This window comes from Nonlabens tegetincola (assembly GCF_002954355.1).
Lineage (GTDB): Bacteria > Bacteroidota > Bacteroidia > Flavobacteriales > Flavobacteriaceae > Nonlabens > Nonlabens tegetincola.
Genome location: NZ_MQVV01000012.1, coordinates 92,140 through 115,743, shown reverse-complemented (window position 1 = coordinate 115,743; position 23,604 = coordinate 92,140). Strand labels below are relative to the sequence as shown.

The 23,604-nt window shown below is 36.1% G+C and carries 16 protein-coding genes; 11 read left to right on the top strand and 5 right to left on the bottom strand.

Features of this window, described 5'->3' with window-relative positions; genetic code table 11:
• Positions 1-5 precede the first annotated feature (5 nt).
• The 10 genes from BST93_RS04280 (at position 6) to BST93_RS04235 (ending at position 14,102) form a co-directional block, all read left to right on the top strand.
• On the top strand, positions 6-1,163 hold the full coding sequence (locus tag BST93_RS04280; protein WP_105018212.1) for a homogentisate 1,2-dioxygenase: 1,158 nt from the start codon (positions 6-8) through the stop codon (positions 1,161-1,163).
• Between the two features lie 38 nt (positions 1,164-1,201).
• The gene (locus BST93_RS04275; protein WP_105018211.1) at positions 1,202-1,816 is read left to right on the top strand and encodes a CCC motif membrane protein; all 615 of its coding nucleotides are present in this window, start codon (positions 1,202-1,204) and stop codon (positions 1,814-1,816) included.
• Positions 1,817-1,893: 77 nt separating this feature from the next.
• Positions 1,894-3,072 (top strand): 4-hydroxyphenylpyruvate dioxygenase, encoded by a 1,179-nt coding sequence (gene hppD, locus BST93_RS04270; RefSeq protein ID WP_105018210.1) that lies wholly within the window; start codon positions 1,894-1,896, stop codon positions 3,070-3,072.
• Between the two features lie 53 nt (positions 3,073-3,125).
• Positions 3,126-3,920: a DUF3108 domain-containing protein gene (locus BST93_RS04265; protein WP_042276134.1), complete on the top strand. Its 795-nt coding sequence runs from the start codon at positions 3,126-3,128 to the stop codon at positions 3,918-3,920.
• A 90-nt stretch (positions 3,921-4,010) separates the two neighbouring features.
• Positions 4,011-5,009, top strand: coding sequence for a tryptophan 2,3-dioxygenase family protein (locus tag BST93_RS04260; protein ID WP_060523266.1), 999 nt, complete (start codon positions 4,011-4,013; stop codon positions 5,007-5,009).
• Positions 5,010-5,012: 3 nt separating this feature from the next.
• The gene (locus tag BST93_RS04255; protein WP_105018209.1) at positions 5,013-6,257 is read left to right on the top strand and encodes a M23 family metallopeptidase; all 1,245 of its coding nucleotides are present in this window, start codon (positions 5,013-5,015) and stop codon (positions 6,255-6,257) included.
• A 14-nt stretch (positions 6,258-6,271) separates the two neighbouring features.
• Positions 6,272-7,900: a glucose-6-phosphate isomerase gene (gene pgi, locus BST93_RS04250; protein ID WP_105018208.1), complete on the top strand. Its 1,629-nt coding sequence runs from the start codon at positions 6,272-6,274 to the stop codon at positions 7,898-7,900.
• Positions 7,901-8,023: 123 nt separating this feature from the next.
• Positions 8,024-11,335 carry a TonB-dependent receptor gene (locus BST93_RS04245; protein WP_105018207.1) on the top strand — a complete coding sequence of 1,104 codons (3,312 nt, stop codon included), beginning with the start codon at positions 8,024-8,026 and terminating at the stop codon, positions 11,333-11,335.
• A 90-nt stretch (positions 11,336-11,425) separates the two neighbouring features.
• A complete protein-coding gene (locus BST93_RS04240; protein WP_042276145.1) occupies positions 11,426-11,863 on the top strand; it encodes a hypothetical protein in 438 nt (145 codons plus the stop codon).
• A gap of 184 nt (positions 11,864-12,047) precedes the next feature.
• Positions 12,048-14,102, top strand: a complete 2,055-nt coding sequence (locus tag BST93_RS04235) for a YCF48-related protein (RefSeq protein WP_105018206.1) — start codon at positions 12,048-12,050, stop codon at positions 14,100-14,102.
• A 24-nt stretch (positions 14,103-14,126) separates the two neighbouring features.
• Here the strand turns inward: BST93_RS04235 and mfd are convergent, their stop codons facing one another.
• A complete protein-coding gene (mfd, locus tag BST93_RS04230) occupies positions 14,127-17,471 on the bottom strand; it encodes a transcription-repair coupling factor (RefSeq protein ID WP_105018205.1) in 3,345 nt (1,114 codons plus the stop codon).
• A gap of 104 nt (positions 17,472-17,575) precedes the next feature.
• Between mfd and BST93_RS04225 the strand changes: the two genes are divergently transcribed.
• Entirely contained in the window at positions 17,576-18,913 is a 1,338-nt protein-coding gene (locus BST93_RS04225; protein WP_105018204.1) for a dihydrolipoyl dehydrogenase family protein, read from the top strand.
• A 4-nt stretch (positions 18,914-18,917) separates the two neighbouring features.
• Here the strand turns inward: BST93_RS04225 and BST93_RS04220 are convergent, their stop codons facing one another.
• Genes BST93_RS04220 through recO form a run of 4 tightly spaced genes read right to left on the bottom strand, consistent with a single transcriptional unit; the run spans position 18,918 to position 23,599 of the window.
• The gene (locus BST93_RS04220; RefSeq protein WP_105018203.1) at positions 18,918-19,787 is read right to left on the bottom strand and encodes a TspO-related membrane protein; all 870 of its coding nucleotides are present in this window, start codon (positions 19,785-19,787) and stop codon (positions 18,918-18,920) included.
• Positions 19,788-19,838: 51 nt separating this feature from the next.
• Positions 19,839-20,474, bottom strand: a complete 636-nt coding sequence (gene pdeM / locus BST93_RS04215) for a ligase-associated DNA damage response endonuclease PdeM (RefSeq protein ID WP_105018202.1) — start codon at positions 20,472-20,474, stop codon at positions 19,839-19,841.
• Between the two features lie 3 nt (positions 20,475-20,477).
• Positions 20,478-22,880 (bottom strand): TonB-dependent receptor, encoded by a 2,403-nt coding sequence (locus BST93_RS04210; protein WP_105018201.1) that lies wholly within the window; start codon positions 22,878-22,880, stop codon positions 20,478-20,480.
• Positions 22,877-23,599, bottom strand: a complete 723-nt coding sequence (recO, locus tag BST93_RS04205; protein WP_105018200.1) for a DNA repair protein RecO — start codon at positions 23,597-23,599, stop codon at positions 22,877-22,879. The genes BST93_RS04210 and recO overlap by 4 nt, the downstream gene beginning before the upstream one ends.
• Positions 23,600-23,604: the final 5 nt, after the last annotated feature.

The window sequence follows — 23,604 nt, the reverse complement described above, 5'->3', positions numbered from 1 at the left end:
AACGCATGCCCTTTTATCACAAACTAGGAAAAATTCCACCTAAAAGACACACTATTTTTAGGAAAGAAAATGGTGAATTATATTACGAACAATTGTTTGGAACTATTGGATTTGATGGAATGTCAACAAATTCATATCACGTTTACCGCCCGACAATGGTGAAAGAAATTTCGGGTCAATATTCTGTAAAGCCAGAAATAGCAATTCCCAATAATATGAAAAGCTATCGTTTTAGAGGATTTGAAGTGACACCCGAGTTAGATTATCTAGATTCTAGGAAGATTGTATTAACAAATAGCGATTGTAACATTACACTTGCTTCACCGCAAAACAAAACTCAGGACTATTTTTATAAGAATACCGATGCTGATGAACTCCTATTCATTCATAAGGGATCTGGGAAATTGCGTACTCATTTAGGAAATTTGGATTTTAAATACGGTGATTACTTGCTAATCCCAAGAGGGATTATTTACAAAATTGATTTTGATACCACTGACAACAGGTTGTTTATTGTTGAAAGTCGAAGACCTATTTATACCCCAAAACGATATAGAAATTGGTTTGGACAATTATTAGAACATTCTCCTTTTTGTGAAAGAGACCTTAGACAACCACAGGAGCTAGAAACTCATGATGAAAAAGGTGAGTTTTTAATAAAAGTGCGCAAGCAAGATGAGATTTTTGATATGGTGTATGCATCCCATCCATTTGACGTTGTAGGATACGATGGTTATAATTATCCGTACGCCTTTTCAATACATGATTTTGAACCGATCACTGGACGTATTCATCAACCACCACCAGTTCATCAAACCTTTGAAACTGATGCATTTGTTGTATGCAGCTTTGTTCCTAGATTATACGATTATCACCCGCAAAGTATTCCTGCACCGTACAATCACAGTAACATCGATAGTGACGAAGTACTATATTATGTAGATGGTGATTTTATGAGTAGGAACGATATTGCTCCTGGGCACATAAGCTTGCATCCTGCTGGAATTCCACACGGACCACATCCAGGTGCTGCCGAGCGCAGTATAGGGCAAACGGTTACAGAAGAACTCGCAGTTATGGTAGATACCTTTGCACCATTGCAAGTAACTAATGAAGCAATGAAAGTTGCAGATGAGAGTTATCACAAAAGTTGGTTAGAATAACCGACTATATTTGTCTATAATTTAAATAAACCTTTACATTGGAAAATAATAACGACTCGCAGAATCCTTTTGGAAATCAACAATCATCAGCTGGTTACGAAAGTACACCTACACATCATCAACAATCCTATTCTGATGGAGGATTTGATAATAGGATACAACAATCTGTCCCTGGTGATCCTGCAGCACTTGTTATTGGGATAATTTCTATTGTCTTTTTCTTTATTTCATGTTGCTTATACGGTATAGGAGCACCATTATCCTTAATAGGTGGAATCATAGGTTTAGTGATAGCCAATAAAGGAGTAAGAGCCTATAAGTCGGATCCTAGATCCTATTCACAATCATCATATAAATCAGTTAATGCAGGGAAAATCATTAATATAATTACCATTGCAATATCTGGAATAACCACTCTTATCATCATCTTATTTGTTGCTATTATAGGTCTTTCTTTAAGTGAACTTGCCGATGGAGATTTTAGCAATTTTGGACAAGAGTATGAATATGAAAAGGAAGAAACTATAGAAGATGATTGGTATTATTATGAGGAAGATATTGACACATTAGATCAAAAAGTAGACTCTTTAAATACAGAAGGAATAATTGAGATAGAAGAGTTAATTGAAGAAGAAAATGAGCAAGATCAATAACAGTAAATTGGAATGTGCTGCACACATGAGAGCCATGTGGTAATTATTTTTATAACAGCCACAATTAAAAATTAATTATCAAAAAACAACATCATGCCAGCAGAAATAAAAAATCTAAAAGACTTAAAAACACAGAATACTCGCTCAAAAAATTATTTAAAGAAGCAGAAGATTTTCTACCTCTATTAGGGACAGACTATGTAGAACTATATGTAGGTAATGCAAAACAAAGTGCACACTTCTATAAAACAGCCTTTGGTTTCCAATCAGAAGCCTATGCAGGACTTGAAACGGGTTTAAAAGACCGCGTTTCATATGTACTTAAGCAAGATAAAATACGACTAGTTCTTACATCACCACTACAGAAAGACGGACCAATCAACGACCACGTAAACTTACACGGTGACGGTGTTAAAGTGGTGGCTTTATGGGTAGAAGATGCTCGTAAAGCTTTTGAAGAAACAACCAAAAGAGGTGCAAAACCCTACCTAGAACCTACTGTTGAAAGCGACGAACATGGTGAGGTTGTGAGGTCTGGAATCTATACTTATGGTGAGACCGTTCATATATTCGTCGAACGTAAAAATTACAATGGCGTTTTCTTACCAGGATTTGAAAAGTGGGAATCACACTACAATCCAGAACCAGTTGGACTTAAATTTATTGATCACATGGTCGGTAACGTAGGTTGGGACCAAATGAATACATGGTGTAAATTTTACGGAGAAGTAATGGGCTTTGCTCAAATCATATCTTTTGCCGATGATGATATCTCTACCGAATTCACTGCTCTCATGAGTAAAGTTATGAGCAATGGTAATGGTCGTATAAAGTTCCCTATTAATGAACCAGCAGAAGGAAAGAAAAAATCTCAAATTGAGGAGTATCTAGACTTCTATAACGGTCCTGGTGTACAGCACATTGCAGTCGCAACGGACGATATTGTTGCAACTGTAAGCGCTATGAGAGATCGTGGAGTAGAGTTCCTTTACGTACCAGACACGTACTATGATGATATTTTAGAGAGAGTAGGTGATATAGATGAAGACGTTGAACTCCTTAAAAAACATGGAATTCTTATTGATCGAGACGAAGAAGGATACCTTTTACAACTATTTACAAAAACAGTTGTAGACAGACCAACCATGTTTATAGAAGTAATACAACGTAAGGGTGCACAGTCTTTCGGAGTTGGTAATTTTAAAGCCTTATTTGAAGCTATAGAAAGAGAACAAGCAAGAAGAGGAACCTTATAACAAAATGGTATAACCTTTGTAATACATCATGTGAAACGATTAATCCATAAATCATGAGACATATTCTTTCTTTATCATTAGTAGTTGTTTTGTTTTTGAGTACCGCTTTTACTAGTGCTACCTATAACAATTCTCTACAACAAACATTTCAAGAAGGAGAATGGTTTAAGTTTAGAATTCACTACGGTATTTTCAATGCAAGTTATGCAGAACTAGAGGTCATCGACAGTCAACTTGAAGGTAAGGATGTATACCATATTAAAGGACATGGTAGATCAACAGGACTACTAGATCTCTTTTTTACGGTAGACGATCATTACGAATCTTATATTGACAAAAACGAGGTTAAACCCTATAGGTTCATAAGAGACATCAATGAAGGTGGATACAAAAAGGACATTGTGATAGATTTTGATCACGAAAAAAATGAAGCACTAGTTCACGATAAAAAACGTAACACAAAAAGTACCGAAAAAATAAAACCTGGTACACAGGATATGGTGAGCGCCTTCTATCATTTACGAGATCAAATAGACACTAAAACTCTTAAAAAAGGAGACGAATTTATTTTACCCATGTTTTTTGACAAGGAGAATTATGACTTTAAACTGAAGTTTTTAAAACGCACTACAGTAAAAACTAAATTTGGTAAAGTTCCTGCTCTAAAATTCAAACCTTACGTTCAATCTGGTCGTGTTTTTAAAGAACAAGAAAGCCTTACCGTATGGATATCTGATGATGAAAATAAAATTCCACTACGCATTAAAGCAAAGTTGGCTGTAGGTTCACTAACCGCAGATTTAGAAGCTTTCAAAGGATTAAAACACAGTTTTAAAATTATCCCATAATTAGTTAAAACTAATTAACACTTAAGCCGTATAAACATTGAACAGTTTATACGGCTTTGTTATTTTTGTAAATCCACCAAGATTCAATCTATGTCACAAGAAATTAGTCCAGAAATCGCAAAGCGTATCGAACTTCTTCAGGAGAAGTTCAAGAATTCTGGACAGGATATGTTATCCTACCTCGATGGTTTGTTATACGACCAGTACATTACTTACTGGGATTACATAAGACTAGACACACTTTTGAGCCTACAAGTTCCTGCTACACATTTTCCCGATGAAATGATATTTATCGGTTATCATCAAATAACTGAACTGTATTTTAAGCTTATCATTCACGAGCAGAAACAAATTATAGAAAATGAGCAGTTAACAGGTGCTTTTTTTGCTGAAAAGGCAAAGCGAATTAATCGTTACTTCACAGTCTTGATCAATTCATTTGATGTGATGGTACGAGGAATGGAACGTGAGCAGTTTTTAAAATTCCGTATGTCGCTACTTCCTGCAAGCGGTTTCCAAAGCGCTCAATTTAGAATGATTGAATTTTACAGCACTGATCTTATCAACCTGGTCCATCCTACTGTGCGTGATAACTATCGCAATAAAGATAATGTGCAGGATTACGCTTTCGCGAAAGCAGAATCAGTAACAAATCAAGAACTATACGAAAACATCTACTGGAAAAAAGGCGGTATTGACATGCATACCGGTGAAAAAACACTTACCTTAAAACAGTTTGAAAAAAGATATACCCCACGTTTTTTAAGAATCGCAGGTGAAGTTCAAAATACTAATTTAAACCAGCAATTTTTACAATTACCAGATGAAGAAAAAACAGAGGACCTTATAGAGGCCTTGCGCATGCTAGATCAAAATGCAAATATCAACTGGTTACTCATGCACATGGGTGCAGCGCACAGGTATTTACGCAAAGAAGGACAAGCTGTTCAAGCAACTGGTGGTACAAACTGGAAACAGTTCTTACCGCCTAGTTTTCAGAAAATTAGTTTCTTCCCATCGTTATGGACACAGCAAGAACACGACGAATGGGGTAAGCAATGGGTTACACACGCACTTAACACAAAATAATACATGAAAAAGTATCTTATAGGTTGTTTATCTGTTTTATTACTATTTATTTCTTGTGACAAGAAAAAACAAAAGCAAATACCTGTTAATCAAATAACACCAGTAGCGCCAAAACCGATAATGAAATATGGGTTTAACCTTACTGATTTTGAAGTAGTGGAAGACACTGTAAAGTCAGGTGACACCTTTGGTGATCTATTAGACGATTATTTGGTTGAAGGTCAAAGCACCTTTAAAGCAGCCCAAGAATTTAATGAAGTATTTGACGTGCGTCGTATACAAACCGGCAAACCGTTTAAAATTTTAAGAAAAAAAGACAGTATAGGAACTCCTGCCGCCTTTGTGTACGAGCCTACTAGACTAGACTATGTAGTTGTAGAATTGACCGATAGTCTTAATGCTTATCGAGACAAACACCCTATTTCATTCAAACGTAAAACCGCTAGTGGAGTAATAACCTCTACACTTTCAGAAGCAATGGAAGAAGAAGGTTTAGGATTGAGTGCAATCTATGAATTATCTGATATCTATAGATGGTCCATCGATTTCTTTAGATTACAAAAAGGCGATCGTTTTAAAATGATTTATAACGAACGTTACATAAACGACAGCATTTTTGCAGGTATTGAATCTATAGAAGCAGCAGTGTTTGAAACTGATGGCAATCCTTACTATGCTTTTGATTACCAAACTGATTCCATAGCAAACATTCATGATTATTACGATGAGACTGGTAAAACATTGCGCAGTTTCTTCTTAAAAGCACCGGTAAATTACACCCGAATTTCTAGTAGATTCACAAAACGTAGATTTCATCCAGTACAAAAAAGATGGAAAGCACACAAGGGAACAGATTATGCAGCACCGCGAGGCACACCTATCGTTGCAACTGCAAATGGTGTCGTTACTAAATCCAGCTACACACGAGGTAACGGTAATTACGTAAAAATTAAGCACAATGGCACCTACTCAACTCAATACCTACACATGACTAAGCGTAAGGTAAAGGTAGGTCAACGAGTTAAACAAGGTCAGGTAATAGGTACTGTAGGTAGTACCGGTCTTGCAACAGGTCCACACGTATGTTATCGTTTTTGGGTAAACGGCGTACAGGTTGATCCTTACAAACAAAAACTACCTGCTGCTGACCCATTACCAAAAGAAAAAATCAATAACTACCTAGAGTTCATCGACCCATTAAAGGAGGAAATAGATCAGCTAGCTTTTAAAAATGACGACATTTTATAACAGCCGCCATTACTATGAAAAACATCAATCCTACTCAAACTGAAGCTTGGAAAAAGCTAGAAGAACATTATAATAACAACCAAGGTTTAAACCTGAAACAGGCTTTTAAAGACAACAGCAATAGAGCTCAAGAATTCACCACAATTTTTGAAGATTTCTATGTTGACTTTTCAAAAAACTTATGGGATTCAACTACAAAAGATCTATTAGTTCAACTTGCTCGTGAAACTCATCTAGATGCAGCCATAGAAGCGTATTTTTCTGGCAAGCCTATTAACGCAACTGAAGGAAGGTCGGTCCTTCACACTGCTCTACGAGCACAACAAGCTCATGAAGGAGCACAACATTTCGTGGACGCTGCTGTTACAAGCAAACAGAAAATGTTTGAATTTGTAGACAAAGTAATAAGCGGCGAATTTAAAACTGCTAGTGGGACAGCTTTTGATACCGTTGTAAATATAGGAATAGGTGGTAGCGATCTAGGTCCAGTAATGATTACTGAGGCTTTACAAGCCTATAAGAATCACCTCAACCTTCTTTTTGTTTCTAATGTTGAAGGTGATCACGTAGAAGAAGTTTTAAAAACGATTAATCCTAGTACCACACTCTTTGTAATAGTTTCAAAATCCTTTGGGACTCAGGAAACCTTATCCAATGCCACTACTATACGTAATTGGTTTACACAACAAGTGAATCAAGATGCTGTAGGAACACATTTTATAGCAGTAAGCAGTAATGTAAATAGAGCTGTAGATTTCGGTATAGAGGAAGAAAATATTTTTCCAATGTTTGATTGGGTAGGTGGTAGATTTTCTTTGTGGAGCACGGTAGGAATGAGTATAGCATTGAGTGTGGGCACTCACAACTTCCAACAACTACTTGATGGAGCATCACAAATGGATGAACATTTTAAAACAGCTTCATTTGAAAATAACATACCTGTTCAATTAGCTTTATTAACTATTTGGTACAACAACTTTTATAAGGCTCAAAGCGAGGCAGTAATTCCATACACTCAATATTTACATCGATTACCAGCTTACCTACAACAGGCTATAATGGAAAGTAATGGTAAAACTATAGATCGTAACGGTTCTAGAGTGAATTATGAAACTGGTAATATCGTTTGGGGAGAACCTGGAACAAATTCTCAACATGCCTTTTTCCAACTTATTCATCAAGGATCAAAACTGATTCCTGCTCATTTTATCGCTTTCGCGAAAGCGAAATACCAACATCAAGATCATCACAATAAGCTTATGGCAAACTTTATTGCACAAACAGAAGCATTAATGAATGGTAAGACAAAAGAAGAAGCCTTTGACGATCTAAAAACTGCAGGAAAAAACCAAGACGAGATAGAATTTCTATTACCATACAAAGTTTTTGAAGGGAACAAACCTACTACTACCCTACTTATAGATGAGCTTACACCAGCTAGCCTAGGCAAATTAATAGCGATGTATGAACACAAAATCTTTACAGAAGGTGTTATATGGAACATTTATAGCTATGACCAATGGGGTGTAGAATTAGGAAAAGTTCTAGCTGATGCTGTTTTACAAGACATAGAGAACGTCTCCACTGGCCAGCACGATGCTAGCACACAACAAATCTTGAGTAGATTCTACCAATTTCAATAACATAATTAATTAGAACCATAAAAAATAAGTGTTAAAAAGTGTAATTTAATGTTAGCTTAATATTGGAAAGGGATTTAGTACGGACATTTGCAAAAATTTTAACTCAAGCTAATTCATACCCAAATGAAGAAACAATTACAATTTTTAGCAACGCTAGCAATGTTTTTTGTTGCGCTAGTGGCCACTGCTCAGGTTACAACCTCGAGTATTAATGGTCGAGTTCTAGAAGCTGGTGACGAACCACTTTTAGGCGCTACAATCGTTGCTGTGCACGGACCTACAGGTACAAACTACGGTTCTGCTACAGACATCAATGGTTACTACCGCATAACAAACATGCGTGTAGGTGGTCCTTACACCATTACTTTCTCTTACGTTGGAAAGAAGGATGAAGTTTTTGAAAACATTTTCCTACAATTAGGTGAATCAGAAACTTTTAATGTAACCTTATCTGATGAGGCTAATGCTCTAGACGAAGTTGTTATTAAAGCAACACGTGATGGTATTTTTGATTCAAACAATACAGGTCCAGAGACAAACATCTCTACTCGTGAAATCAACACGTTACCTACAGTAACTCGTGGTATTGATGACATTTTGAGAAAAACTCCACAAGCACAAGTAACAGAAGGTGGTTCTATCTCAATTGCTGGTCAAAACAACCGTTACAACTCTATCTTTATTGATGGTGCGGTGAACAACGACGTTTTTGGTCTTGCAGGTACAGGTACTAATGGTGGACAAATTGGTATCAATCCTATTTCTCTAGATGCTATTGAATCATTCCAAGTAAACATTGCTCCTTTTGATGTAAGACAATCAGGTTTTACTGGTGGTGCTATCAATGCAATTACTCGTTCTGGTACTAATAACTGGGAAGGTAGTGCTTACTGGTTCAATAGAAATGAAAAGCTTGCAGGTAAAACACCTCAAGCAGTTATCGATGAAATAGACGATAGAAACGGTAGTGACCCAGCTCCAGATAGAGAAAGATTAGATGAATTCTCTACTAACCTTTACGGTTTTAGAGTAGGTGGTCCCATCATCAAGAACAAACTTTTCATGTTTGTTAATGCAGAAATTGAAAGAGAAGAAACTCCTAGACCTTTTGATTTTAACCAATATGTAGGTGATGCAAGAAATGCTGCAGGTGACACTAACTTACCAGCAGACCCAACAAGGATTAACAACTTAAGAGATAACCTAATTAACTTATTCGGTTATAATCCTGGTAGTTATGAAAACACGAACAGAACATTAGATACTGATAGATTTACTATTCGTTTAGACTACAACGTTAATGATAAGAATACTCTTGTACTTAAGCACAACTATGTACGTGGTGAGTCTACTTCACCAAGTACAAGTAGCGCTACTTCTATCAACTTTGCTAACGCAGGTGTTTTCTTCCCTTCTGAAACTAATTTCACAACTTTGGAGTGGAACAGTCAAATCAACAATAAATTATCTAACAATTTAATTGCTAGTTACACTACTGTAAGAGATGACCGTGACCCAATAGGTGGTGCATTCCCTAGAGTAAGCATCAATGACGGTGCTGGTAGCATTACATTTGGTTCTGAAGCTTTCTCTACAGGAAACATTCTTGATCAAGACGTATTCACTATCACAAATAACTTCCAAATTGCTGCCGGTGCTCACAACATTACTTTAGGTGGTAACTTTGAATCCTATGATATACGTAACGTATTCATTCGTCAAAATTTTGGACAGTATAGATTTAATTCCTTAGCTGATTTTGAATCTTATTTTGACAATGATCCTTCAAACGACGTTGCTCCTACTGATTACGACTACTCTTATTCTTTACTAGATCCAGCAGGAACAACAGGAGACGATGCGACAGCAGCGGCTGCACAATTCAACTACTCTCAGTTAGGTCTTTATGCTCAGGATGAGTGGAAATTAACTAAGGACTTTAAATTATCGTACGGTGTAAGAGTTGATGTACCATTCTTTGAAGAAGGTACTGCAAACGATGACTTCAACACAAGAACAGTTGCTTTATTAGAAGCGGCTGGTAAAGATCTTCAAGGTGCTAGAGTTGGTAAGAAAATAAAAAGCCAAATTCATGTTTCTCCACGTTTAGGATTTAACTGGGATGCTTTTGGTGACAAAACAACTCAAGTACGTGGTGGATTAGGAATCTTTACTTCACGTATCCCATTAGTATGGCCAGGTGGTGCTTACAACAACAATGGTATCTCTGTAGGTGGAGTTAATGAGAATGACTTTGATTCAGGAACATTATTCTTTGAAGCTGATCCATTTAATCAACCTATTGGAAACGGTCCAGCACCAGGTAGTGGTACAATCGGTGGACAAATCGATTTATTTGCACCAGACTTTAAATTACCTCAGGTAGCTAAATACAGTCTAGGAGTTGACCAAAAATTAGGTGTATGGGGATTAATTGCTAGTGCAGACTTCCTATACAATGAAACAATCAATAATGTACTTTACCAAAACTTAAACATTGGTGAACCAGTAGGATCTCTTAACGGTGCAGATACTCGTCCACTTTGGAATGACAGTCAGCGTATAGATAGTGAGTATTCTCGTATTATCTTAGGAACAAATACAAATGAAGGTTGGTCATACAACGCATCATTCGTATTAACAAAGCCATTTGACAATGGATTCTCTGGACAAATCGCTTATACATACGGACAAGGTAAATCTATCTTTGAAGGTACTTCTTCACAAAACAGTTCTCAATGGAGAAACGTAGTTACTGTAAACGGTAAAAACCGTGCAACTATTGGAAACTCACAGTTTGCATTAGGTCACAGAATTACTGCAAACGCTTCTTACCAAATGGAATGGAGTGAAAACTTTGCTACTACAGTAAGTTTATTCTATAACGGTCAACAAGGTGGTACTTTAAGTTACATCTATGATGAAGGAGCTGATCTTTTAAACGACGACTCTAGTGATAATGCTTTATTCTATATTCCTAGAAACCAGAGCGAGATTAACCTAGTAGATGCAAACGGTGTATCGGCTGCAGATCAATGGGCTGCTCTTGATGCGTTTATTGAAGGTAATGACTACCTAAGAGAAAGAAGAGGACAATATGCAGAGCGTAATGGTGACCGTGGACCATGGAACCACATTGTAGACTTAAAAGTTCTTCAGGACTTTAAATTAGACTTTGGTGGTAAAAAGCACACTTTCCAAGCTTCATTAGACATCTTCAACTTCTTCAACTTCTTAAACAAAGACTGGGGTGTTCAAAAGAGAATCACAGGAAGCTTTGGTGAAGTTGAAATCGTAGAAACTGAAAGAGGTGGACCAGACCCAGAATTCTCATTTGATCCTGATTTTGCAGAAGGATTTGAGCAAATTGATGATGCTGGAATACGTTCTTCAAGATGGCAAGCTCAAATAGGACTTAGATACATCTTTAACTAAGAACTATTAAATAAATTGTTTTACAATAACCCTATCTAGAGAGATAGGGTTATTTTTTTGCCTTATTTTTGATTTCAAATTAAGAGATCTATGTACAATATTATTCAACATGCACATTCCGGTTGGGCTTATCTATTACTATTAGTATTAGGTATCGCAACGATCAATTCACTAATCGGTTGGTTAGGAAAAAAAGAATTTGGAAATAAAGATTTCAGTCTGGCATTAGTAGGGTTAATTGTAACTCATATTCAATTACTTCTAGGGATTGTTCTTTGGATAGTTTCTCCATATTCCAGCATGCTTTTTAATAACACAAGTGAAGTGATGGGTAACAGTGGACTGCGATTACTAGCCCTAGAACATCCTTTAATGATGATAATAGGTGTTACACTTTTAACCATCGGTTATTCAAAACACAAGAAAAAAGTTATAAGCAGTGGCAAGTTCAAAATGCTAGGTATATTTTACACCTTGGCGTTTGTTGTTGTTCTTAGTCGTCTTCCATGGAGTCAATGGTTAGCCTAGAAGATAACCTCTATAATATAAGCCAGGTCTTTTTGATCTGGCTTTTTTTGTTTCTACGCTTTCGCGAAAGCGTAAAATCAAATATCATAATCAAACTGAAAATCACTCGCTACCTCAATCATCTAATTACCTTAAGTTCAAACAGTAACCCTTTGAATAGACTCTATGTAATATCTTTGTTGCTATGAGAACAGCGCTTTTATCATTTATTGTTTTATTAACTACAACAACATTTCGAGCTCAACAACCAGATTGGGTATTTAGAACTCCTATAAAAAACATTTCCGAAATTACGGAAGTTGAAGTATCACCAGATGGTAGTATATTCTTGTTTGATGAAGTCAATCTTCTTAATCGTATGTATATAAGTGAAAACGATGGTAACTCTTATAGACTAGAAGGTAATGGACAAGGTTTTGATCTACAGGTCCTGCGTAATGATCTCGCTTACATAGTAAATAGAAATCGAGTTATAAAATCAAATGATAAATTTAGAAGTACTATCAATTATAATCTACCCAGCAGCGGATTTTCTACTTTATATTTTCTGAATGAGAATGAAGGCTATGTTGCTGGTGGTAATGGTAAACTTATCAAAACTATCGATGGTGGTAGTAATTGGACTACTCTTAATGTAGGAACAACTGAAACGATAAGAGACATTCACTTTATTGATAGTAATACCGGATTTGTAGTGGGCGACGACATCACCTTCTATAGAACCGACGATGGCGGTACCACATGGACTAGTATAGCATTACCTATTCAAAATTTTTGGACCATAACTAAAATTGATTTTAGAGATTCTCTCAATGGGATAGTTATCGCATCAGGCGGTTTTATTTTTTATACTAACGATGCAGGATTAACCTGGAACCAATCTACATCTGGAACTAACGAGCGACTAAATGATCTAGTTTTTCATAATAATACCTATTACGTTGTGGGCAACGATGGAAATATATTGAGTTCAAATGATCAGGGCCTTTCATGGAGCCTACAAGATATAGGACGAGATGATCTTTTAAGCATTGATGCCAGCGCAACTAAATTATATATTGGATTAGAAGGAGCTGTACTAGAATCTATAGATGGAACTACATGGAACAGTCATTTAAATGATTTTATACCAAGCTCACTAGAACAAGCCTCATTTGGTAATAATGCTACAGGATTAGTAGTAGGTCTAGGTAATAATGGTAGTGCGGTATTTAGAGATGTTATGTATCGTACTACAGATTATGGCGTAACATGGGACCGCAAGACAGTTTCTGGCGGCTATAATGCCGTTCACCTAAAGCCTAATGGTGAAGCACTTACTACGCGTGGAAATATAAGTCGAGTAAGTTATTCTAATGATTATGGTGACACCTGGATTAACATAACGGGACCTAATATTACCCAACAGTTTATTGCAAAAGACGTTTGGTTAAAATCTAGAGATGACTTTTTTGTGGTAGGTGGTAACTTCTTTGCAAGCGATGGAATTTATCGTTACCAAACTGGTTCTGGATGGAGCCATATCACTACTACAGGTAATACTGAATACATCGTTTTCCTCGATGATTTGATAGGTATTGCGACTAATACCAGTAATCAAGCTTTTAAGACAATTGATGGTGGTGCATCCTGGAATCCTATCAATTACACAGGTGGGAATTTTGAAGGAATACAATTGATTGATGCAAACACATTTTATATAGGTCAACAGGTTTCTTATGATGGCGGACAAACCTTTCAGTACAATAATTTCCCAGGATTTATAGGTACCTTCAAATTCTTTACTCCATCTTACGGAATAGGAATTACAACCTCAACTGGAGATTTATATCTCACAACAGATGCAGGTACCACCTGGCAACTGTTACTGAATACGATTGAGGATGGTGCTGGAAATTACTTTATCACAGAAGAAATGATTTATGGTTTTGGATCTAATAGCGACATTGTTACATTAGATATAAGCGGTTTATTAAACTATGAAAATGCACCAAACACGCGATCTCAAATCGAACTTTACCCAAATCCCGCAAGTGACCAGATTAATATAGCGTGTTTAAATAACACTATAAACAGACTAGAAATCTACAACCTACAAGGTAAGCTTGTGAAAAATTGCAAGCTTGGTCCAGATCAATTGAACAACATATCCATTCAAGAATTAGGAAAAGGCGTTTATTTTTTCAGATTATTGAACGATCAACAGGTAATTGAAATACATAAATTGATAAAGAAATAATTTGGGCTAAAGCTTCTGCTTTTATTAAGCTTTTTCATGGACCGGCAATGGTAATATTTTATTTAAAGCTTCAAATGCTTCATCAACTGTTTTAATATCTGGTATAGTGAGTAATAAACGTAATCCAGCTCTTGTTTGTTTCTCCTTCATCTTAAATTGTCTAGGATGAGATTGAACTGCCTGTAACACCTTTCCAAATGCTGGTGATTGATAAAAATCACTTTGTTGATCACTTACAAAGTAGCCTACGAACTTTCCGTTTTTCATAACAATTTTTTCAAGCCCCATATTAGCAGCAATCCACTTTATACGAATACTTGTAAGTAAGTCTTCTGCTTCATCTGGTAATTCTCCAAAACGATCTACTAATTCTTTTCGATAATTTTGTAACTCATCCTCGTTTTCAACCTCATTCAATTTTGAATAAAGCGATAATCTTTCTGTAATGGAGTTGATATAATCATCTGGAAATAATAATTCAAAATCAGTATCTATATTGACATCAGTAACAGGTTTTTTATCTACTTCATCCTCAATATAAAGATCCTTGAATTCATTTTCTTTTAATTCAGAAATAGCTTCGGCAAGGATTTTTTGATAGGTATCAAAACCAATTTCATTCATAAAACCGCTTTGTTCACCACCTAAAATGTCTCCAGCTCCACGTATTTCAAGATCTTTCATTGCGATATTGAAACCACTTCCTAAATCAGAAAATGTTTCAATTGCTTGAATACGTTTACGTGCGTCATCAGTCATAACCTCATAGGGTGGCGTTATGAAGTAACAGAAGGCTTTTTTATTACTACGCCCTACTCTACCTCTCATTTGATGTAGATCAGACAAGCCAAAGTTATTAGCGTTATTTATAAAAATCGTATTAGCATTTGGGACATCCAGACCACTTTCAATTATGGTTGTTGAAACGAGTACATCAAACTCACCGTTCATAAATGAAAGCATGAGTTCCTCTAATTTTTTACCATCCATTTGACCATGACCTATACCAATTTTTGCATCGGGTACTGATCTTTGAATCATTCCTGCTACTTCCTTTATATTCTCGATTCGATTATGGACAAAAAACACTTGTCCGCCTCTTGAGATTTCATAACTCACAGCATCACGAATTACCTCTTCACTAAAACGAACCACCTTTGTTTCGACAGGATGTCTATTAGGCGGTGGTGTTTTAATAACACTTAAATCACGAGCAGCCATTAATGAGAACTGAAGTGTTCTAGGAATAGGTGTCGCTGTTAACGTGAGCGTATCGATATTTTCTTTAAGGGTTTTTAATTTATCTTTTACTGCAACTCCAAATTTTTGCTCCTCATCAATAATCAAAAGTCCGAGATCCTTAAAACGAACAGATTTATTTACAAGTTGATGGGTGCCTATTACGATATCGATACTTCCATCGGCAAGTCCATCAAGAACTGCTCGTCGTTCTTTTGCTGTTCTGAAACGGTTTAAGTAATCTACCTTCACAGGTAAATCCGACAATCGTTCTTTAAAAGATTTAGCATGCTGAAAAGCTAAAATAGTTGTAGGCACAAGAACAGCGACTTGTTTTCCATTAACCGCTGCTTTAAAGGCAGCTCTTATGGCTACCTCTGTCTTACCAAAACCTACATCACCACAAACCAATCTATCCATTGGTTTATCGCTTTCCATATCGGCCTTTACATCGGCGGTGGCTGCACTTTGATCTGGTGTATCTTCATAGATAAAACTAGCCTCGAGTTCATTTTGTAAATAACCATCTGGCGCATACTGAAATCCTTTTTTCGATTTACGTTTTGCGTAAAGTTTGATAAGATCAAAAGCAATTTCCTTTACCTTTTTCTTAGTTTTTTGTTTCAGTTTCTTCCAGGCTGGACTACCTAATTTGTAAATTTTTGGTGGTTTACCATCTTTACTTGAAAATCGGGTAATTTTATGTAAGGAATGAATTGATACATATAAGATATCTCGTTCACCATAAATAAGTTTAATGGCCTCTTGTTGTTTACCATTTTGATCGACCTTTTGTAATCCACCAAATTTCCCTATTCCATGATCTATATGAGTAACATAATCTCCAATCTCGAGCGAGTTAAGTTCCTTTAAGGTAATCGCTTGTTTTTTTGCGTATCCATTTTTGAGATGAAACTTATGATATCGTTCAAATATTTGATGATCGGTATAACATGCAATACGCAAATCATAACTTATAAATCCACGATATAAAGGAGCTACTACGGTTTCATACTCGACGGTAGCATTCATGTCGTCAAAAATGTCATGAAAACGTTTTGCTTGTTGTGCGGTACCACAAAAGATATAGTTCTTGATACCATCTGCCTTGTTAGTTTCAAGATTTTCAATCAATAACTCAAACTGCTTGTTAAAAGATGGTTGTGGCTGTGTCTTAAATGCTATTTCTCCTTGATTGGCAACAAATTCAAAGTGATTATACTCTTTTAGCTGCTTTTTGATAAGCTCAGAATTTGCAAAAATTTCCTGTGGCGATAATTGACGTATTTCGCCTTGCAAATTGTTATATTCTTGTTCCGCTTTCGCGAAAAGCGAGTCTAATCGACCGTAGAGTAGTTCTAAGTGAAAAGCAAAAATACTGGTCTTATTAGACAGGTATTTAAGGAAACTCTCTCTAGTTTCTTCAAGTTTTTTGTGTTCAACATTTGGAATAATTGAGATTTTTTTAACCTGTTCCTTACTTAATTGGGTTTCAACATCAAAAACTCGAATGGAATCGATTTCATTTCCAAAAAACTCAATTCGATAGGGCTCGTCGTTACTAAAAGAGAACACATCTAATATTCCTCCTCTTAGGGAAAATTCTCCTGGCTCAGTCACAAAATCAACTCTTTTAAACTCGTACTCGAATAAAACTTCGTTAGCAAAATCAACGGTGATTTGATCGCCAACCGAAATTTTAAGGGTATTTTTTTCAAGTTCTTTCCGAGTCACAACCTTTTCAAACAAAGCATCTGGATAAGTGACGATTACCGCTGGTTTTTTTCTAGAGTTTATCCTATTGAGGACCTCAGCTCGTAACAATACATTGGCGTTGTCAGTCTCCTCAATTTGATAGGGCCTGCGATAACTACCTGGATAAAATAGCACGTGATCTTCTCCTATACTCTGTTCTAGATCATTTAAATAATACGCTGCTTGTTCCTTATCATCACATATAAGTAAAAACGGTTTTTCTGCCTGATCAAAAAGAACCTTTATCAACATGGAATAACTACTACCGTTTAATCCACTAATAGTATGATAGCCCTTTGCATCTTGAACTAGGTCATTTAAAACGTTGGTTTGTGATAAGCTTTTAAAACGCTCTAATATAGAAGTATAACTCAAAATCCTTGTATTGAGTCGCAAAGATAGGTCGCTCCCTGAGTTTTAGAAAAGCTTTGGATTGAGTTTAAGAGCATTTAACAGTATCTAGGTTTAACTTGCTTACTATGAAAACATATGATGTATTTGTAATAGGAACTGGAACTGCAGGACAGTTAGTAGCTACTCAATGTGCCAACTCTGGAAAAAAAGTAGGAGTTATCGATATAAGAGAATATGGAGGAACATGCGCCCAACGTGGCTGTGATCCCAAAAAAATTCTTCTTGCAGCAATTGAAGCTCAAAATTTAAGCGGTGACTTAAAGGGAAATGGGATATCTAGAACTGCTACAGCTTCTTGGGAGCAAATGCTGAATCAAGTTGAATCTTATCGTGACAACATACCGCAGCGTACCGAAAATAAATTTAAAGAAGCAGGGATAGATTGTTACCACGGTAATTCCTCTTTTGTAGATAAAAATACACTAGATATTGAAGGAGAGAAGATATACTCTAAAAAGTTTGTGATAGCAACTGGAATGAAAACTAGACCTCTAGATATTCCTGGTGCTGAATATACGTTGTCCAGTGGCGACTTTTTTTCAATGAAACAACTTCCCAAGAAAGTTCTTTTTATAGGTGGTGGATATATAGGAATGGAATTTAGTCACATTCTTCACAGATTAGGGTGCGAAGTAACCGTACTGCAAAGAAGTGAACGCATTCTAAATCCATTTGAAGAATACACGGTACATCATGCTCAACAGTTAAGTATAAAATTAGGAATTTCAATACAACTTAATTCTCAAGCCAGCTCCATTGAAAAGATAGATGAAAAACATATTGTTTACTATCATCAAGATGGTATTCAACATCAAAAAACGGTCGATGTGGTTTTTAACACATCGGGTAGAGTGCCATCCATTGACGATTTAAAATTGGAAAATGCTGGTGTAGTGACAAATCGTAATGGTATCGTCGTAAACTCTAAATTACAAAGTGAGAGTCAAGAAAACTTCTACGCTTGTGGTGATGTAAGTATTAAAACCCTACCCTTAACTCCTTTAAGTGGTATTGAAGCACAAGTTGTAAGTGAAAATATACTAGGGAATAATAAAGAATTAAAAGTCCCAGCAATTCCTAGCGCTGTTTTTATGATTCCTACAATTGCTGGAATAGGCCTTACAGAAAAACAAGCTAATGAAAACGGGCTAAACTATGAGGTTATTGAAAACGATGCTTCCTCCTGGTTTAATAACAGACGCTTACAAGGAATTAAATATGCATACAAAATATTACTAGATAAAAGTAACAATGAGATTGTAGGAGCTCATATTATAGGTCCAGAGGCATCAGAACAAATAAACATGTTTGCAGTTGCCATGAATGCTGGAATGACATTTGAAAATTTAAAAAACACCATTTTCACGTATCCAAGTTGGGGTAATGATATACGCAGTTTTTAACTTATTACTTTCTTAGAGATTTATATTCCTTGTACTTCATTATTGGACTTGTTTCTTTATTTCTAGAACCATGAATTCCAGCCGCAATAAATAGAACAACTGCTCCTAGCAAAGAAGTATAAGCAATCCATGTAACCTCTTCAAAGTGTCTAACTGCAATAGCTATTAATGCCCATACTCCAACTAATGCAAACTCGCGCATATTACGTTTTACAATCATAAATAGATTGATAACAACTGCTACAGCAACCATTACAATGGTTATTGTAATTTGTTCATCAATAGTAAAATCAGTCACACTTACAAGATAGGATGCCACATTTGCAATAGTTGCAACACTTATCCATCCCGCGTACAAACATAGCGGCCACCATACAAAAGCAATAATGTGAATAGGAGCATCCCAAATTTCAAGATCCAAACGTTTTATGCATATAAGTAGACTACTTAATAGTCCAAACATTATGAGAACGGATACTAAAATCATTTCTTCTAGCCAAAATGCTACCCATAAGGAACACAAGACGTTTGCTATAAAGAAAAATGGAGCGGTGGTTAGAATGAAGTCAGTTCGGTTTATAAACTTTTTCTGATTGTTGCTTATCAAATCAGAACTACATAACCTCCTAAGTAAATCTCTATGTTTATCATTAAAAGCATAATAAAGACCATAAGCGCAAAATATCAATAGGGATAAAAAAATAAGGCCCCAAATGGAAAAGGCATAACTAGCAGGAGTAAACAGGTTATTATATTCTGCACTGAGCTCACCTACATTCTTTCCATTAAAATTACCTGAATTTGCATATCCATTCCAGCCTATTAAAACAACTACTATAATGGCATTGAGTATTGCGTAAAGTTTTCTTCTCATAGTACTAAGGTACTAACAAGAAAACGATAAAGAAGTTTCTTTTGTAAAGGCTTAACGCATTTCAATCACTTTATTGTCGGCAACAACAAATACTCGATCTCCTTTTTTAGGCTGAATAGTATAGGTTCCAGTGAAATCGCCGAATGCTGGCAGGACCATTCCCGTCTCACATACATGAAAGCAAGGTAATTTCATAGATTGTTTTCCGGTGCCTTGTAATTTCACACTAGGGTGAATATGTCCAGCGATATTAAAAAAGCCTTGTTTAATTTCTGGATGATGTGTTAAGAAAATAGAATCCATTCTAATTGCCTCATAGGTCTTTAATCCTATACGGTTGAATTTTTTTTTTGAAATCACATCATGATTTCCCATAATAAGAGCTATATCAGCAGTTTGAAACCTCATCCATTGTTCAAAAAAATGCCATTCAGCATTTTGATATGAGTGAAATAAATCACCTAAAAACCACAATCTACTTGCCTTGTATTTATGAATAAGGTTGGTAAGCTTGTCATATTCTTTATCATCGGCAGTAGCAGGAACTGCCATCCCATTTTTTCTAAAATGAGCACTTTTACCTAAATGGACATCGGCAATTAGCAACACATCTTGTTCTACCCAATAAACCGCTCCAGTAGGATCTAATTCAAATCGCTGACCATGTATAGAAGCCCGTGTACTCAATCCTTAAAAGTCAAATCTAAGTGCAACAATCAAATTGCGACCTGCAGCAGCAATACCACTAGAGTAAGTTCGATAACGTTGATCGGTTATATTTTCAATAATTACTGTTGCCGTTATATCGTCCTTTAACTGGTAATTACCTCGCACATTAAACGTGTACCATCTAGGTGAATAAGGATTACCATCTTCATCTAGAGCGTACAAATAAGGTCTATTGCGTTGTGTAGGGTCTAGATCGTTAAATCCTAACTCTCCATTGAACATCACCCAAGCAGCTGCATTCCATCTAGAGCCAGTTTTCTCAATTTCAAGTCTTCCAAAATCTGGTGCAACATGCCTCACGTTCTCTTTACTACCATCCTCTTCTGTTTGCTCACCATTTACATGAGTATAAGTTCCTTTAATGGACCAGTTATTCTCTAAATTCCATTTACCTGCAACTTCGATTCCCCAAATCCTAGCCTCTTGCCCATTTTGGATAGCAAATACGTTTCTAGTTTCCCCTTGATAATCAATTTGATCTTGACCATTAAAAGAGAAAGGTCTAGGCACCAAAGCGTCTTTCAAGAAGGTATGATAGCCTGCTATCTCGAACTGTACGTTTTTCCATTTTCTTTTTACACCCAGTTCGGTATTATAGGAGTATTCAGATTCTACGTCAGGATTTGGTACAATAAGAGTTCCCGGATCTGGGTCAAATATTTTTCCAACATCATCTACGTTTGGAGCTCTAAATGCCGTACTAAAATTTGCTCGGAGTTCCCATGATGGATTAGGTAAGTATGTTAATCCAGCTGCACCGGTAAGTGCTCCTGTGTTAACTGTTGCGCTTTGAAAAGGGAAATCAAAAAACCTTTGATCAAAATCTGCATTAAGCCAGATGTGATTATAACGCAATCCAGATTGCAATGTTAGATTTTTTTTGATGCTCCATTGATAGTTAAAATACGCAGCGAGTGAGCGCCATGAGGCACCATCAGGATATCTAGAGGCCGCAGCCTGGACCTCATTAGTTTCTATATTAACTTCACTACCCTTAGAATTTACGCGGTTGTGAATAAACTCGACACCATAGAAAAGAACATTATTTTCTCTATCTCGTCGCTCTGCATCTACACTGGTGCTCCAAATATTTACCTGTTCTTTATTTCGGAATAACGAATTACTTTGGAACGATCTAGTATTACGACTTTCTTCAGCTTTTTGAAAGGACTGGCTGATAACCAATTTATCATACCATTTCCCATTACCTCTGTGCGTAGCAACTCCATGTGCGAGCAACCATTTTTGTGGCCCATAATACCATGCCGCATTTCTGGGTTCTCCGCTTTCGCGAAAGCGTGTCAATGCATCATACCTAGAATAGTCACTAGTAGCTGTGTAAATAAGACTGGCATCTAATCGCCATTTTAAACTAGGCTCATAACTTACTTTTTGTAATAAATTGATTTGATCATAACCACTAGAAATTTGTACTCTGGAGTCTGGATTATCAACTACTACATCCTGCTGATTTGCTCTAGTTTGATATTGTAATCTTAAATAATCGTCTGGACCGTGTTCTCCCATGCGTAGATCATCAAAATAATTTAAGCTTATACTAGTAGCAGTGGCCCATTGATCACCGTGATAATTAAACCTAGCATGAACGGTATTTTCATTATTTGCCGATGAATATCTTCCCATTACACGACCACTTACCATGGAAGAATCTTGAGCAAATTTGGGTTGTGCTGTATAAAAATTCATTACACCACCTATAGCATCACTACCATACACCACGCTGCCTGGACCTAGAATCACCTCGCTGCGATCAATGCTTAATGGGTCTATTGATATGATGTTTTGAAGGTTTCCTCCTCTAAAAATCGCATTGTTCATGCGCACTCCATCAACAGTAATTAATAATCTATTAGTTGAAAAGCCTCGTATCATAGGACTACCACCACCTTGTTGAGATTTTTGCACAAATACTTGTCCTGTTTGCTCCAAAAAATCTGCTGTGGTTTGTGGTTGATACTCTTGAACTTTTAAACCTGGAATAGCTATTATTTTTTGAGGTATGTCTCTCTCTCGCTGTTCAAATTTTGAAGCAGAAATAACAATAGGATCTATAGTCTCTGATCTAGGTGTAAGTCCTACTAAATTATCATTTGCAATAATTTGATTTTTTGTCAATCGTATAGTCAAGTAAGAAATAGCTTGAAAATATAAATTTTCATCTAGATCAAATTTATCCAGTCTAGCTTTACCATCAATATTAGTATAGGTGCTTAACTTCTTTGATTTATTATAGATGGCAACATTTACTGCAGGTTCACCGGTCTCACTATTAACAACAGTAACTGTTTGAGAAAAAGCATTAAATGCACTTAAAAAAACTAGTAAAATTATTATTCTAATCAAGAATCAAACAGCTGTTTTAATATCGCCAAGGACGATGGTTTTTTAAAGACTTGCAAATGTATTTGAAAATAGTCGATCACCAAACTAAGTAAGGAATTACGACTAGATCTATTCATTTTTATAGTACCTAGCTCATCAAATTTTATGCCCATAAATTGTTTTATGAGACTGGCCTCACTTTGAGTAGTGTGATGAGGTTGTAATCCATTATCATCAAAAACACCAGTAAGCAAATTAAGGTAGGGTTGATCGTTTGAAGCCTGATCAATACCAAATCCCATTATAACACTTGTATCCAGAAGAACTTTGATAGAAAAATTTGCGACATGATCGGTCACGTCTAAAAATTCAAAAGCGTAGTTTAAATAATCAAAGAGGGATTCATCTGGTTGATCATTTATCAATAACTGACTGAGCACCTCGCTGAAAAACAAAGCAATACTGCCTTTGACAATATCAGTGTGAATATTTGAATACGGTACTCTTACCCCAGCTTCTTTAATATACTCTAAATTACCCTTTCCTTTATGATTGGTTTGAATCTCTAATTGTGTAAGTGGTTGAAAGAATGAAATACGCAACTTGCCTTTACGCGATTTGCGCACTCCTTTTATCATATAGGATTGAACTCCTAATTCACGAGTGAATAATTTTGCTATGATATCGCTTTCACCATATTTGACCGTAGAAAGCACGAGTGCTGCAGTGTTTACTAGCATACTGG

Coding starts and splice junctions, on each gene's coding strand:
- BST93_RS04280 (WP_105018212.1), top strand. CDS start 6: ATGCCCTTTTATCACAAACTAGGAAAAATTCCACCTAAAAGACACACT.
- BST93_RS04265 (WP_042276134.1), top strand. CDS start 3,126: ATGAGACATATTCTTTCTTTATCATTAGTAGTTGTTTTGTTTTTGAGT.
- BST93_RS04260 (WP_060523266.1), top strand. CDS start 4,011: ATGTCACAAGAAATTAGTCCAGAAATCGCAAAGCGTATCGAACTTCTT.
- BST93_RS04255 (WP_105018209.1), top strand. CDS start 5,013: ATGAAAAAGTATCTTATAGGTTGTTTATCTGTTTTATTACTATTTATT.
- pgi (WP_105018208.1), top strand. CDS start 6,272: ATGAAAAACATCAATCCTACTCAAACTGAAGCTTGGAAAAAGCTAGAA.
- BST93_RS04245 (WP_105018207.1), top strand. CDS start 8,024: ATGAAGAAACAATTACAATTTTTAGCAACGCTAGCAATGTTTTTTGTT.
- BST93_RS04240 (WP_042276145.1), top strand. CDS start 11,426: ATGTACAATATTATTCAACATGCACATTCCGGTTGGGCTTATCTATTA.
- BST93_RS04235 (WP_105018206.1), top strand. CDS start 12,048: ATGAGAACAGCGCTTTTATCATTTATTGTTTTATTAACTACAACAACA.
- BST93_RS04225 (WP_105018204.1), top strand. CDS start 17,576: ATGAAAACATATGATGTATTTGTAATAGGAACTGGAACTGCAGGACAG.
- BST93_RS04220 (WP_105018203.1), bottom strand. CDS start 19,787: ATGAGAAGAAAACTTTACGCAATACTCAATGCCATTATAGTAGTTGTT.
- recO (WP_105018200.1), bottom strand. CDS start 23,599: ATGCTAGTAAACACTGCAGCACTCGTGCTTTCTACGGTCAAATATGGT.